11 protein-coding genes and 1 pseudogene are annotated in these 14,235 nt (G+C 66.9%); 5 read left to right on the top strand and 7 right to left on the bottom strand.

All coding sequences use genetic code 11. The annotated features are described in order from the left end of the window. Positions 1–235: 235 nt before the first annotated feature. From DPR14_RS27140 to DPR14_RS04915, 5 genes and pseudogenes are all read right to left on the bottom strand, one after another. On the bottom strand, positions 236–406 hold the full coding sequence (locus tag DPR14_RS27140) for a hypothetical protein (protein ID WP_192499281.1): 171 nt from the start codon (positions 404–406) through the stop codon (positions 236–238). 34 nt (positions 407–440) lie between these two features. Continuing rightward, positions 441–2,501 (bottom strand): methyl-accepting chemotaxis protein, encoded by a 2,061-nt coding sequence (locus tag DPR14_RS04900; protein WP_246148862.1) that lies wholly within the window; start codon positions 2,499–2,501, stop codon positions 441–443. A 576-nt stretch (positions 2,502–3,077) separates the two neighbouring features. Then, positions 3,078–6,574, bottom strand: a pseudogene (gene metH, locus DPR14_RS04905) (methionine synthase). Positions 6,575–6,631: 57 nt separating this feature from the next. Beyond that, a complete protein-coding gene (metF, locus tag DPR14_RS04910) occupies positions 6,632–7,468 on the bottom strand; it encodes a methylenetetrahydrofolate reductase [NAD(P)H] (protein WP_246149292.1) in 837 nt (278 codons plus the stop codon). A 159-nt stretch (positions 7,469–7,627) separates the two neighbouring features. Further along, positions 7,628–8,617 carry an ArsR/SmtB family transcription factor gene (locus DPR14_RS04915; RefSeq protein ID WP_158044159.1) on the bottom strand — a complete coding sequence of 330 codons (990 nt, stop codon included), beginning with the start codon at positions 8,615–8,617 and terminating at the stop codon, positions 7,628–7,630. Positions 8,618–8,887: 270 nt separating this feature from the next. On the opposite strand from DPR14_RS04915, the gene DPR14_RS04920 reads away from it, so the two are divergent. The 5 genes from DPR14_RS04920 (at position 8,888) to DPR14_RS04940 (ending at position 13,434) form a co-directional block, all read left to right on the top strand. Continuing rightward, complete coding sequence (locus tag DPR14_RS04920) at positions 8,888–9,739, top strand: MlaA family lipoprotein (RefSeq protein WP_158044160.1); 852 nt, start codon at positions 8,888–8,890, stop codon at positions 9,737–9,739. Beyond that, entirely contained in the window at positions 9,736–10,377 is a 642-nt protein-coding gene (locus DPR14_RS04925) for an MlaC/ttg2D family ABC transporter substrate-binding protein (RefSeq protein ID WP_158044161.1), read from the top strand. Before DPR14_RS04920 ends, DPR14_RS04925 begins: the two co-directional genes overlap by 4 nt. A 151-nt stretch (positions 10,378–10,528) precedes the next feature. Further along, on the top strand, positions 10,529–11,101 hold the full coding sequence (locus DPR14_RS04930) for a hypothetical protein (RefSeq protein WP_158044162.1): 573 nt from the start codon (positions 10,529–10,531) through the stop codon (positions 11,099–11,101). 116 nt (positions 11,102–11,217) lie between these two features. Next, complete coding sequence (locus tag DPR14_RS04935) at positions 11,218–12,186, top strand: protein phosphatase CheZ (protein ID WP_158044163.1); 969 nt, start codon at positions 11,218–11,220, stop codon at positions 12,184–12,186. A gap of 3 nt (positions 12,187–12,189) precedes the next feature. Further along, complete coding sequence (locus DPR14_RS04940; protein WP_246148865.1) at positions 12,190–13,434, top strand: pentapeptide repeat-containing protein; 1,245 nt, start codon at positions 12,190–12,192, stop codon at positions 13,432–13,434. A 3-nt stretch (positions 13,435–13,437) separates the two neighbouring features. Here the strand turns inward: DPR14_RS04940 and DPR14_RS04945 are convergent, their stop codons facing one another. After that, positions 13,438–13,632: a heme biosynthesis protein HemY gene (locus tag DPR14_RS04945; protein ID WP_158044164.1), complete on the bottom strand. Its 195-nt coding sequence runs from the start codon at positions 13,630–13,632 to the stop codon at positions 13,438–13,440. Between the two features lie 38 nt (positions 13,633–13,670). Beyond that, positions 13,671–14,105: a CBS domain-containing protein gene (locus tag DPR14_RS04950; protein ID WP_158044165.1), complete on the bottom strand. Its 435-nt coding sequence runs from the start codon at positions 14,103–14,105 to the stop codon at positions 13,671–13,673. Between the last annotated feature and the right edge of the window lie 130 nt (positions 14,106–14,235).

Below are 14,235 nucleotides of genomic sequence, written 5' to 3' on the forward strand. Positions count from 1 at the left end.
CAAGAAGGATCGCAGGTGGAACAGCGATCTACCCCTTAAGATATGGGAAGCCGAGGGGCGGCTGGACCGACTGCCCCAGGACCGTCCCATGCCATTCTTTCAGCGGGGCAGGAGAGGATCTCCCGGGGCGTGCATCCGGGGATACGTTGCGTCGATCACCGCCAACCGCCAACCGCCTGCCCGAAGTCCAGAAGGGAGGTCGACGCCAGCGGCTTTCAACTCCTCGGCAAGCCGGTCACCCCGTCCCGTCGTCCGGCATCATCCCCGTCCGCAGATACTCGTATGCCCGCCACCGCTCGTCGTGCGGCATCCGGGCGCGGCGCAGCGGTTCGGCTTCGACGAACAGCATGCGGCGGCGGAGGCCAGGGGGCTTTCGACCAGCAGGATCGGCTTCTCCCAGCTCCATCAAGGATCCTCCGGATGGATCCGGGCCGGGAGGCTCAGGCTGCCTTGATGCTGGCGAGGAAGCGCTCGACCTCGCCGCGAAGCATTTCGGACTGTTGGGCCAGCTGGCCCGCCGCGCTGCGCACCTGGTTGGCGGCGGCTCCGGTCTGGTCCGACGCCTGGGTCACTTGCCCGACATTGGCGGAGACCTCCTGGGTACCGGCGGCTGCCTGGGTGACGTTGCGCGAGATTTCGCCGGTCGCCGAGGTCTGTTCCTCGACCGCCGCCGCGATCGTGATGGTGATGTCGTTGATCTGGCGGATGGTGCCGCCGATCCCCTCGATGGCGCCCACGGCTCCGGTCGATGCCGTCTGCATGTTGGTGATATGGGACGATATCTCGTCGGTCGCCTTGGCGGTCGCGGTCGCGAGGTTCTTCACCTCCGAAGCGACGACCGCGAAACCTTTCCCCGCCTCCCCGGCGCGGGCCGCCTCGATCGTGGCGTTCAGGGCCAGCAGGTTGGTCTGGTTGGCGATATTCGAGATCAGATCGACCACTTCGCCGATCTTGTGGGCCGCCTCGGCAAGGCCCTGGACCGTACCGTTGGTTTGCTCCGCCTGCTGCACGGCTGCATTGGCGATGCCGGTGGAGCGGGTGACCTGACGCGCGATTTCCTGAAGCGAGCCGGACATTTCCTCCGCGGCCGCGGCGACCGTCTGGACATTGGCCGAGGTCTGTTCAGCTGCGGCGGCCGAGGCGGTGACCTGCCGGCTGGTTTCCTCCGCGATGGCGGCCATGCTCTGCGCCGTGCTGTCCAACTCGGTGGCGGCCGCGCTCACCGTCCGCAGGATGCCGGTGACGCCCTGGTCGAAGTTCCGGACCAGCATGTCGATCTCGGCGACCCGGCGTTCCTTGGCGCTGCGCTCCTCGGCCTGAGCCGCTTCCAGGCGCTCCCGCTCGATCGCATTGTCCTTGAAGACCAGCAGGGCGTCCGCAAGGGCGCCGATTTCGTCATGGCGGTCCGTGTAGGGCACTTCGCCCGAAACGTCGCCCCGGGCCACGCGCCGCATGGCTTCCACGATGCCGCGGATCGGGCTCGTGACACGACGGCGAACGATCCTCATCCCGGCGATGGCGAGAACGATCGCGACCACGAATATAGCCCCGTTGACGATCAGCGTGGTTGCCGCCGCCGCCTCCTTCTGCGCGGCATGCCGGTTCATTTCATCGAGCGCCACGTTGGCCACCGCGTCCAGATCGGATTGCGACCTGTCGGCGATGATGTTCAGCTCGTCCAGGCGAATGGGCAAATCCTGCCCGGCGCCGATGGCGGTCAGGACGGCTTCGCGCTTCTGCAGATAATCGTTCATGTAGCTGCGCTCAGCCGCGGCTACCGCGGCTTTGATCGGTTCGAGCGCGCCGGGGCGCTGTGCGGCCTCCTTGAGCATCCGCCACGCCGTGTCCAGCCGACCGCGGACAAGCGCCATTTGGAGCCGGTCCTCTGGGGTGATCCCCTGCTTCGCTACGGCGCTGTCGAACATCACGCGGATGGGGGTGGATGCCTCACGTGCGATCACGGCGGCGTCCTTCACGCCGATCAGTTCGCTGAACGCGGGATCCATCGCGCGCGCCGGTTCCAACAGAACGCTGGAGATCTTGGCGAGCAGTTCCAAAGTCTTTCCCGTGGCTCCCATCCATGTGTCGATCAGTTGCTTGGGACGCTGATCGACTTCGACCTGCAAGGCAGCATCCGCATCGCGACGGAGGGTGTTCAACGTCCCCATGGCATCACGGACCTCGACCTCACCCATGCCGGCTGCGCAAGACATCCGGGCGCAAATCGTGGCGACGACGTTCACGACATCGGCGGATTGACTGCGCCAGTGCGGCATTTTCTCTATGGTTGCCGTTTCGGCGTTGACGGGTCGCAGAAGAACCCGACGGGTGGCGCCACGTTCGAGCCGGATTGCCTGCATAGCCGTGAAGACATCATGCGAGGCCTGGGTCACCGCTTGCACGGTGCGAACTTCTGAAAAAATTCTTAAGGATTTCAGGCTATCCAAGGTAATCAGAGATATCAGAAAAACTACGACACTACAAAATAGGAGCGTCAGCATTGTATTTATGCTGAGGCTGTTTAGGGATTTCATGGCTTGTCTCCACCAGGAATCAAGGAACTGCCGAGCTCGGCTGATCAATAATTCGATGCCTGAGTGCTGCTGTTTGCCGCTCTTTGATGGAGGGCAACTGCAGGTCAGAACAGCGGTTCCCAGGGCCTCGCTCCGGTTAGGCGGTGCGAAACATCACCCTGTTCACAGTGTGGATATTGCGGGCAATCTCAAAATAATTTAATTTGAATTTTATATATATCCAATAGGATATAGTCCAATCCGGCGGGATCGATCACCGTGGGTCTGCCAAATGGAATCGGGAACCGCACCCTGGACCTGCTCGCACGGCGAGAATGATCAGCCTCGGCGAGGCGACAGCGGGACTACGGCGGAACGTTGATGCGATACACGTCAATCTCAAAGCCCGATGGCGTAAAGCCTGAAGTCGCCTTTGCTCTGGAAGGACTTCCAGGAGAACCGTCGGCGGCTCGGGTGCGCAGGTCCTGAACCATCTCAGGGGGGGAGTGGAGGCGACGCTCGCCTCCACTCCGTCCGCAAACCAGCCCCCGACCCCCCGCGTCCCTACACCGAGAAGTACTTCGCCTTCGGGTGATGCACGACGATCGCGCTGGTGCTCTGCTCCGGATGGAGCTGCGACTCGTCGCTGAGCTCCACGCCGATCTGCCCGGCGTCCAGCAGCTTCAGCAGCTGGTCCTGGTCCTCCAGCCTGGGGCAGGCCGGATAGCCGAAGCTGTAGCGGCTGCCGTGGTAGCCTTGCTGGAGCATCTTCTCCAGGTCGCGGTCGTCTTCCGCCGAGAAGCCCAGCTCGGCGCGGATGCGCTTGTGGACATACTCGGCCATGGCCTCGGCCATCTCAACGCCCAGCCCGTGCAGGTACAGGTAGTCCTGGTACCGGTTCTCGGCGAACCAGTCGCGGGCCACGTCGCTCGCCTTCTGGCCCATGGTGACAACCTGAAGCCCGATCACGTCCCGGCCGGAAGGCCCATGGGACACGTCGCGGAAGAAGTCGGCGATGCATTCGCCGTCCTCCTTGCGCTGCCGGGGCAGCGTGAACCGCGCGACCTCGCTCTTGCCGTCCTCCTGGTACAGGATCACGTCGTTGCCGTCGGCCGCGCATTTCCAGTAGCCATAGACCGCCTGGGGAACCAGGATCTCCTGTTCGGCGGCGGTCGTCAGCATCCGGTTCAGGATCGGCCGAAGCTCCTTCTTCGACCAGTCCTTGAACTGGTCCAGCGTCTTGCCGTCCTTCCGGTAACCCCACTGGAGCTGGTACAGCATCCGCTCGTTCAGGTACGGCACCAGGGTCTTCAGCGGCACCCGCCCGATCACCTGCGGCCCCCAGAACGGCGGGGTCGGCACCGCCACGCCATCGGCCAGCCGCTCGCGCCGCGCCCGCGCCGCCGCGACGTCCACCGCACCGCTCTCGGCCTCCACCGGCTGCCCCAGCTTCCGCCGCTGGTTGGTGGCGCGCCCCTGGCGCTTGGCCTGGTTGGCCGCCAGGAAGGTGTCGAACTGGCCGTTGATCACCTTGTCCATCAGCGACAGCCCGTCGAACGCGTCGCGCGCATAGGCGACCCGGCCGCCGCCATAGGCCTTGACGCAGTCATCCTCCACGTAGCCCGGGTAAGCGCGGCGCCGCCCAGCAGGACCGGCACCTCGATGCCGCCGCGGCTCAGCTCCTCCAGGTTCTCGCGCATCACCACGGTGGACTTGACCAGCAGGCCGGACATGCCGATGGCGTCGGCCTTGTGCTCCTTCGCCGCGTTCAGGATGTTGGTGATCGGCTGCTTGATGCCCAGGTTCACCACCCGGTAGCCGTTGTTGGTCAGGATGATGTCCACCAGGTTCTTGCCGATGTCGTGGACGTCGCCCTTGACCGTCGCCAGCACGATGGTGCCCTTCTCCTGGCCCTCGACCTTCTCCATGTACGGCTCCAGGTAGGCCACCGCCGCCTTCATGGTCTCGGCCGACTGGAGCACGAACGGAAGCTGCATCTTGCCGGCGCCGAACAGCTCGCCCACCACCTTCATGCCGTCCAGCAGGAAGTTGTTGATGATCTCAAGCGGCGGATAGCTCTCCATCGCCTTCGCCAGGTCGGTGTCCAGGTCGGTCCGGTCGCCGTCGATGATGCGCTGCTTCAACCTCTCGTCGATCGCGGTTGGCCGCTCCTTCTTGACCGCCGACGCCGCCTTGCGGCCCTCGAACAGAGCGATGAAGGCGTGCAGCGGGTCGTATCCCTCGCTCCGCCGGTCGAAAATCAGGTCCTCGGCCGCCTTGACCTCGGCCTCCGGGATCTTGTGCAGCGGCATGATCTTCGAGACGTGGACGATCGCCCCGGTCATGCCGCGCTTGACCGCATGGTCCAGGAAGACCGAGTTCAGCACGTGACGCGCCGCCGGGTTCAGGCCGAACGAGATGTTGGATAGGCCCAGGATGATCTGGCACTGGGGCATCTCCCGGCTGATCGCCTCGATGCCCTCCAGCGTCCACTGGCCCAGCTTGCGGTCGTCCTCGCTGCCGGTCGCGACGGTGAAGGTCAGCGGGTCGAACAGCAGGTCCTCCGGCCGCAGCCCGTGCCGGTTGACCGCGAAGTCGTAAAGCCGCCGGGCGATCTCCAGCTTCTTCTCCGCCGTCTTCGCCATGCCCTCTTCGTCGATGGTCAGCGCGATCACCGCGGCGCCGAACTTCTTCGCCAGCATCAGCCGCTTGGCCGCCGGCTCCTCGCCGTCCTCGAAATTGATCGAGTTGATGATCGGCTTGCCGCCGTGGAGCGCCAGCGCCTGCTCCAGAACGGTGTATTCGGTCGAGTCGATCACCAGCGGCGCCGTGACCGACCCGGTGAAGCGGGTGATCACCTGGTTCATCTCCGCCACCTCGTCGCGGCCGACGAAGGCGGTGCAGACATCCAGCGTGTGGCTGCCTTCCTTGACCTGGTCGCGCGCCATCTCGACGCAGCCGTCCCAGTCGTGCCGCTCCTGGAGTTGGCGCCACTTCTTGGAGCCGTTGGCGTTGCAGCGCTCGCCGATCGACAGGTACGCGTTCTCCTGACGGAGCGAAACCTGGCCATAGAGCGAGGCGACCGACGGGATCCAGTGATGGGTGCGAGGCTTCACCGTCGGGCGTATCCGGCCGGCCCCGGCGAGCCGGCGCAGCATCGCGTCGGTGGCCTGGATGTGCGGGATGTTGGTGCCGCAGCAGCCGCCGATCAGGTTCAGCCCGTCGTCGCGCACGAAGCGCTCCAGCCAGTTCGCCAGCTCGTCGGCCAGCAGGGGGTAGCGGGTGGCGCCGTTGACCAGCTCGGGCAGGCCGGCGTTCGGCTGGACCGAGATCAGGCCCGGCCAGTTCTCCGCCAGCCACTTCACATGCTCGGACATCTCGGCCGGGCCGGTGGCGCAGTTCAGGCCCATCAGCGGCACGTCCAGCGCGTGGATCACCGTGGCGGCCGCGGCGATGTCGCTGCCGACCAGCAGCGTGCCGGTGGTCTCCACCGTCACCTGGACGAAGATCGGAGTGTCGGTGCCGGCCTCCTTCCTGGCGACCTTCACGCCGTTGACCGCCGCCTTGATCTGGAGCGGGTCCTGGCAGGTCTCGATCAGGATCGCGTCGACGCCGCCGGCGATCAGCCCTCGCGCCTGGACCGCCAGGGCGTCCTCCAGCGGCTGGTAGGCCACGTGACCCAGGCTGGGCAGCCGCGTGCCCGGGCCGACCGAGCCCAGCACGAAGCGCTGGCGGTCGTCCTTGAAGCTCTCCGCCGCCTCGCGCGCCAGTTCGCCGGCCTGCCGGTTGATCTCGAACGCCTTGTCCGAAATGTCGAACTCGCCCAGCGTGATCGGCGACGCGCCGAAGGTGTTCGTCTCCACCATGTCGGCGCCGGCCTCGTAGTAGCCGCGGTGGATTTCGCGGACCAGGTCGGGCCGGGACAGGACCAGCACGTCGGTGCAGTTCTCCATGCCCCAGTAGTCGCGCTCGACGTCCAGGTCGAGCGCCTGCACCCTGCTGCCCATGCCGCCGTCGCACAGCAGGACGCGTTCTTTGAGAAGGTCGAGGAGATGGGCCATGGTTCTTCTGTCTCGGTGGTGTTTCTACTGGGGGGCGTTTCTACCGGGCGGCGGCTGTCAAGACGCTGCGGCAGCCTCGGATTCGGCGGCTTCCCGCTTTGGCCGGACGCCCAGCATATGGCAGATGCCGACCGTCAGCTCGGCGCGGTTCAGGGTATAGAAGTGGAAGTTGCCGATCCCTTCGGCATGGAGCAGGCGGCACTGCTCGACCGCAACGGTCGCGGCGACCAGCTGCCTTGTGTCGGGGTCGTCGTCCAGCCCGGCGAACAGGTCGGCCATCCAGGGCGGGATGGCGGCGCCGCAGCTCCCGGCGAACTCGATCGCGCGGGTGAAGTTGGTGATCGGCAGGATGCCCGGCACGATCGGCACGGTGATGCCCGCCGCCGCCGCCCGTTCGACGAAACCCATATAGGCGCCCACGTCGAAGAAGAACTGGGTGATCGCCCGCGTGGCGCCGGCGTCGATCTTGCGCTTCAGGTTGTCCAGGTCGTGCACCGCGCTGGCCGCCTGCGGGTGGCTCTCGGGATAGGCCGCCACGCTGATCTCGAAGTCGGCGACCCGCTTCAGCCCCTCGACCAGGTCGGCGGCATAGGCGTAGCCGCCGGGATGGGGCTCGTAGGCGGTGCCCACGCCCGTCGGCGGATCGCCGCGCAGCGCCACGATGTGCCGGATGCCGCTGTCCCAGTAGGTCCGGGCGATCGCGTCGATCTCCTCCCGGGTGGCGCCGACGCAGGTCAGGTGGGCCGCCGCCGGGATGCCGGTCTCCCTCTGGAGACGGCAGACGGTCGCGTGGGTGCGCTCCCGCGTGGTGCCGCCGGCGCCGTAGGTGACCGACACGAACTCCGGCCGGAGCGGGGCCAGCTTGTGGACCGCCTGCCACAGGGTCTGCTCCATCTTCTCGGTCTTGGGCGGGAAGAACTCGAAGCTGACGGCCAGGTCGGCGGGCAGCGGGACGTCGAGCCGCAGGCCGGTTCGCGCGATCACGCCGGACTGCCGATCGAGACCGGAAGGGTCAAGGGCGGAGAGGGCCGGGCTGGGGGAGGCCACGCTCATTCAGTTCACTCCGAAGGTCGAAAGGGCGGAAGCGGCGGCATCGGCGACGGGGGGGCGGGAGCCCTCCTCGCGGGTGGCCGGCCAGAGATTGACGGTCAGCGGATCGCCGGGCAGCCGGACGACGGGGCCGGCGGACATGCCGGCCGCGCGCAGCCAGCCCGTGACCTCGTCGTCGCCGAAGCCGAGCCGGCGGTGGGCATGCTCGGTCCGCAGGGGTTCCAGGTCGTGACGGGCGAAATCGACGATCACCAGCCGCCCGCCGGGGCGCAGCACCCGCGCGGCCTCGGCCAGGACGTCGGCCGGCTCCTCGACGAAATGGAGCACCTGGTGGATCACCACGGCGTCGAACGAACCGGACGGCAGCGGCAGCTGGTACATGTCGGACTGCCGGACCTGGCAGTTGCGCAGGCCGGCGCGCTCCAGGTTGGCCCGCGCGATCGCCAGCATCTCGCGCGACAGGTCGATGCCCAGGGCGCGTTCGGCGCGGGGCGCCAGCAGCTCCAGCATGCGGCCGGTGCCGGTGCCGAGGTCCAGCAGGTCCTGGATGCCGGAGACGGGGAAAAGGCGCAGCAAGGCCGCCTCGACCTCGCGCTCGGGCACGTGCAGCGAGCGCATCTCGTGCCAGCGGGCGGCGTTCTCGCGGAAATAGTCGGCGGCGGCCTCGGCGCGGGCGCGCTTGATCGCGTTCAGCCGCTCCAGGTCCAGGGCCAGGGTCGCGTCGTCCCGCGGCACCGCGTCGATCAGGGTGCGCGCCAGCTCGGCGAAGGCGCCGCGCTCGGCCAGGCGGTAGAACGCCCAGGTCCCTTCCCGGAAGCGGTCGAGCAGCCCCGCGTCGCACAGCAGCTTAAGGTGCCTGGACACGCGCGGCTGGCTCTGGCCGAGGATCTGGGTCAGCTCGGTCACGGTCAGCTCGCCTTGGGCGCACAATGCCATCAGCCGCAACCGTGTCGGCTCCGCCGCCGCCTTGAGTGCCGTGAGCAGTGAGTCCATCCCTGTGCCTGTCCCAGTGTGCCGGAAATGTGCGCTGAAAGCCGTTCTCGTCAATCGATATATAAAGATATCTTTATGCGACGTAAACGACTTTTCTGGAAAAACGGAGGGACGGCCATATGAGACCCTCCGGCTGCGGCTCCTCCCGGCCGTGGCATCTGGTCAAAAACAAATCCGTATGATACGTCAGAACGATCCGCGCCTTCTGCGACGTCGGAATCCTGGCGGCACCGGCCTCCCATCTTTCTCTTCTGGATGAGCGACTTATCCATGAACCTGTCTGGCTTCCCGCGCTTTCGCGGTTCCGTTGCCGCCGTTGCCCTGCTTGTCTGCGGCTCCGTCCTGTCCGGATGCGTCCTGCCTCCGCGCGACGATCCCGCGGCCCTGGCGGCCTACCAGGAGGCCAACGATCCGCTTGAAGGTTTCAACCGGGCGATCTTCGGCTTCAACGAAGGCACCGACATCCTGCTGATTCGCCCCGTCGCCGACATCTACCGCGGCATCCTGCCCAACCCGGTCCGCAACGGCATCCGCAATTTCCTGCGCAACCTGCGGAGCCCGCTGACGATCGCCAACGAGCTGCTCCAGGGCGACTGGAACGGCGCGGAGGTGGCGACCAAGCGCTTCCTGGTCAACACCACCGTCGGCATCGGCGGCCTGATGGACGTGGCGGCCGACCACGGCCTGGAGTATCAGGCGGAGGATTTCGGGCAGACCCTCGCCGTATGGGGCGTGCCGGAAGGTCCCTACCTGGTGCTGCCGCTGCTGGGGCCGTCAAACTTCCGCGACACGACGGGGATCGCGGCCGAAGCCTTCGGCGACCCGGTCAACCTGTGGGCCGCCAATACCGACCGCGACGGGATTCCGATCGGGCGCGCGATCGCCGGCGGCATCGACACCCGCTCCCGCCTGATCGAGCCGATCGACGACCTGCGCCGCAATTCGCTCGACTACTATGCCTCGCTGCGCAGCCTGTACCGGCAGAACCGGATCAACGAGATCAGCGACGGGCGGTCCTCCATCGAGGAATACCCCGAATTCCCCGAGTTTCCCGAGTTTCCCGAGGACGAAGTGCCGCAGGTTGACAATCCCGACGGAACGGCTAAGTCCAGCACGCCATGATCACACGCCGCTTCTTCATCACCTGCGCCGCGCTGCTCGCCTTTGCGGGCACCGTCGCGCTTCCCGCCGCTGGCCGCGCCGACGAACGTTCGGAAGCGTCAGCCAAGTTCATCCAGGACCTGGGCGCCCGCGCGATCGACGTTCTGGTCAAGCCCAACCTGGATCGCCAGGAGTCCATGCAGCGGTTCCGCGTGCTGCTGAACGAGGGTTTCGACGTTCCCTACATCAGCCGCTTCGTGCTGGGCCGGATCTGGAACACGGCGACCCCGGCACAGCAGCAGGAGTATGGCGCGCTGTTCGAGCGGCTGATCGTACAGGTCTATGCCGACCGCTTCTCCCAGTATTCCGGGCAGAACCTGGACGTCAACGAGACCCTGAAGATCACCGGCCACCGGCCGGAGGGGGAGAGCGACGCCATCGTGGCGTCGCAGATCATCCGCCCCGACGCGCCGCCCGTGGCAGTGGACTGGCGCGTCCGGCAGCGCGGCGATACCTTGAAGGTGATCGACGTCGCGGTCGAGGGGGTCAGCATGAGCGTGACCCAGCGCTCCGAGTTCTCCTCGGTCATCCAGCGCGGCGGCGGGCAGATGGAAGCCCTGTTGCAGACCCTTCGCCAGAGGGTCGGTTCCGCCGGCTGACGTCTCCCCGTTCCCTGAAGACGATCCGCGAAGAAGCCGCCCGGCCGGGCGGCTTTTTTCTTGCCTGCACGTCGGCCGGCCCGGGCGCCCCCCGTTTCCGGGGAACATCGTCCAGGCTCCGGGGTTGGTTCAGGAGGTAGGGCAGGGGGAGATGATGGAACTCAAGGAATATCCGCTGCTGCATCAGGTCGATCTCATGCTGGCCTTGCTGAAGGTCGCGGCCAACGGCCGGGCCACGCTGGACGATGCGCTGGCAAGGCTGAAGGGAAACCTGCGATCGGTCGGAGAGGCCTCTCCGGTGCCCGACTCGGAGATCCGGGAAGAGCTTGCCCGTGCGTTGGACAGGCTTGTACAGGCGCTCCTTCTTGACCTCGTCGAGGCGGGGGATTTCTTGATCACGCCGCGCGGCATGAGGACGCTGGCGGATCATCCCGGAGGCGTGGACGACAGCGTGCTGATGCAATTTCCGGAGTTCCGCGCCTTCATCGACCAGGGGTCCTCGCGGCCGTCCGGCAGGAAGGCGGTCTTCACCGGGCGGACGGACGATCCCCGGATCATCGAGTACGACCAGGGCTATGCCGCCTTCCATGACGGACAGGCCTTGCAGGGCAATCCCTACGAGGCGGACCGGGTCATGCACCTTGCTTGGGAGAACGGCTGGTGCCAGGCCCGCGACGACGCGCTCCGCGGCGAAAGCTGGAGCGCCGCCGTGCGCAAGGTCTGAACGGCCACGCTGTTCGGCCAGGACACCTGATCATTAGGGGTAAGTTAAGGGGACGGTGATATGCTCCCGGATGCCCGCCGCGACCCCTGCCTTCTTGATTGGTCAGAAGTCCGAAGATGACCGTACCTGAACTGCTCGACCTTACGGAACTCGACTATCTGAGCATGGAGGAGGCCCTGTCCTCGTCGGCTCGCGGACGGGCATTCCTGCGCATGCGCGACCGCCGGACGCGGGTTGTCTCTGTCGACGACTGGCGCCGCCTGGCGGGCAAGCTGGAGGAGCAGGTCGACCGGCTGCGCGGGGTCGAGGCCGTCGCGGTCACCGCCGCCCAGCCCATCGAGATGGTGACGGACGCCGCCGGCGTCACGACGGACCGCTCCACGCACCTGCGCATTCTGCGGCAGGAACTGCAGGAGATGAGCAGCTACATCCAGCAGACCCGCAGCGAGATCGCGGCGCTTCGGCCGGCCGACGCGGGCGCCAACCGGATCATGGCAGCCACCGGCGAGCTGGACGCCATCGTGACGGCGACCGAGCGGGCGACCACCGAGATCCTCAACGCGGCCGAACGCATCCAGGAATTCGCCAACCAGATGCACCGGGCGGCCCGGGGGGAGATCAGCCTGGATGTCGGGGATGTCGCGAACGACATCGAGATCCAGATCATGGAGATCATGACTGCCTGCTCGTTCCAGGACATCACGGGCCAGCGCACCACCAAGGTGGTCAACACCCTGCGCTACATCGAGCAGCGCGTGAACACCATGATCGAGATCTGGGGCGTCGACCGGGCCGTCCTGGCGTCGGCCGATGCGGCGGCGTCGCACCGCAAGATGAACGACGACCGCCCCGACGCCCATCTGCTCAACGGTCCGGCGCTCGGCGACGGCGTGGACCAGGCGACGATCGACGCGCTGTTCGACAGCATCAGCTTCGACGCCCCGCCGCCCCAGCCGGCTTACGAACCGCCCTCGCCGCCGCGTCCGGCACCCGCCCCTCCGGCGCCCCCTCCTCCGGCCCCTCCACCCGTCATGAACGGCAGCGCGGAGATCAACCAGAGCGACATCGACAAACTGTTCGGATGACGCATGGCCATCGACGAGGAACGCAAGGCCAGGATCAAGCTGACTCAGGAGCAACTTGATCGCGTGTGCGAGCGGCACAAGCGCTTCATGGAGGGAAGGCCCAACGGCTCGCGGGCGAACATGCCGTTCTTCGATCTCTCGGGTCTCGATTTCGCCGGCCGCGACCTGACCGGCGCCCATCTGTCCGGGGCGATCCTGCGGGACGCGCGGATGATGGGCACGGTGCTGGACCATGCCGACCTGTTCGGCGCGGACCTGCGCGGGGCCGACCTGACCGGCAGCCATCTGTTTCGCACCGATCTGCGCGGCGCCAACCTGCGCGGCGCGTTGCTCCAGGACGCCGTCATGGTCGAGGTGGACCTGCGCGACGGTTCCATGGCCAACAAGGGCAGCGATGGCGAGTTGAAGGTCATCGGGTTCGAGCCGGGGCCGGCGGATATGAGCTCGACGATCCTGGTCCGCGCCGACATGGCCCGAGCCAAGCTGTCGGGCTCCTTCGCGGCGGGCGCCGACTTCTCCCACAGCAAGCTGTCGGACGCGCGCCTCGTGCGCACCGACCTGCGCAATTCGAAGTTCGTCGGCGCCAACCTGAGCGGGACCGACTTCTCCGGCGCGGACCTGCGCGGCGCCGACCTGACCGGTGCCACCACGACGGCCAACACCCAACTTCAGACCGCCGTCAGGACCGATGCCGACGCGGTCGCCCAGCAGATCAATCCGGTGCCGCTGCCGGCCGAGCACAAGGAGCCGGAGGCCGCGCCGGCACCGGCATTGGACCTGGAGGGCATGCTGGCGGCCCATGCGCGATGGCTTAAGAGCGGCGGCAAGGACGGGGCGCAGCTCAACCTCTCGGGCATGGACCTGGACGGCGCCGACCTGCGCAACCGGGTGCTCAGCCTGGGCATCGCGTCCCGCGTCCGGCTGCGCGGCGCAAACCTGCAGGGAGCCCAGCTCCAGTCGATCCAGCTCGACGGAGCCGACCTGCGCTCGGCCAACCTGCGCGCCGCCGACCTGCGCGGCGCCCGGCTCGACCGGGCCATCCTGATCGACGGGTGCCTGGAGGAGGCAAACCTGGCCTCGCTCAGGATCGGTGCCGACCGGCTGCTGCGCACCTCCCTGGTGCGCGCCCGCATGGCCGGGGCGCGGCTGCGCAAGGCGATCCTGCACGGCTGCGACCTGACCAACGCCGATATGACCGGCTGCGACCTGCACGAGGCGGTGGTGACCGGCACGATCCTGGAACGCTGAAACCTATTTCTGGAACTTCTCGGCCTGCTGCCGGTCTTCCTCGACCTCCTGCGCGACTTCGGCGACCGCTTCGGAGTCGAGCTTCCTGGCTTTCTCGACCAGCTTCTCGCCTTCCTTCCGGTCGCCCTCGATCATTTTCTCCAGGCCTTCCTCGGCGAGATCCTGGGCCTTGTCGTGGTTCTGGTTATCGGCAGCCATGCCGCAAATCTCCTTAAGTTCTTCTTGCAGTGAAAGGGTCAGCCGCGGTCGGGAGCGGACGGCTCGGAGACTTGGCCGAGCGTGTCGGCGATGGTCTGCGGCCGGTCCGAATCGGTCGCGATGTCTCCCAGGGAGACGATGCCGATCAGATGGTCGCCGCTGTCGAGCACGGGCACGCGGCGGATCTGCATGTCGCCCATCAGCCGCGACACGTCGCTTACCACGTCGTCCTCGTAGCAGTAGCGCGGCTCGTCGGTCATCACCTCGGCGACCTTGCACTCGCCGGGGGCCTTGCCGACGGAGGTTGCGCGGACGGTGATGTCCCGGTCGGTGATCATGCCGACCAGCTTGGGGCCTTCGCACACGGGAAGGACGCCCACGTTCAGTTCATCCATCAGCTTCGCCGCGCGCTGGATCGTGTCGCCGGGGGCGACCACCTCCACGTCGCGGGTCATGATCTCTCGGATCTGCATCGGCTTTCCTGCCCCTCGGGGTGTGTCGGTTGGGCGCTTCGCAGCACCGTCCATGCCAACAGCCCCTGGAGGAAGGAAGTTCCGGGACGCCCAACCGCGCGAGACGTTCCGGCTTCCGGCCCATCAGTAG

Origin of the sequence: Skermanella pratensis (assembly GCF_008843145.1) — a bacterium.
GTDB classification, from domain to species: Bacteria; Pseudomonadota; Alphaproteobacteria; order Azospirillales; family Azospirillaceae; genus Skermanella; species Skermanella pratensis.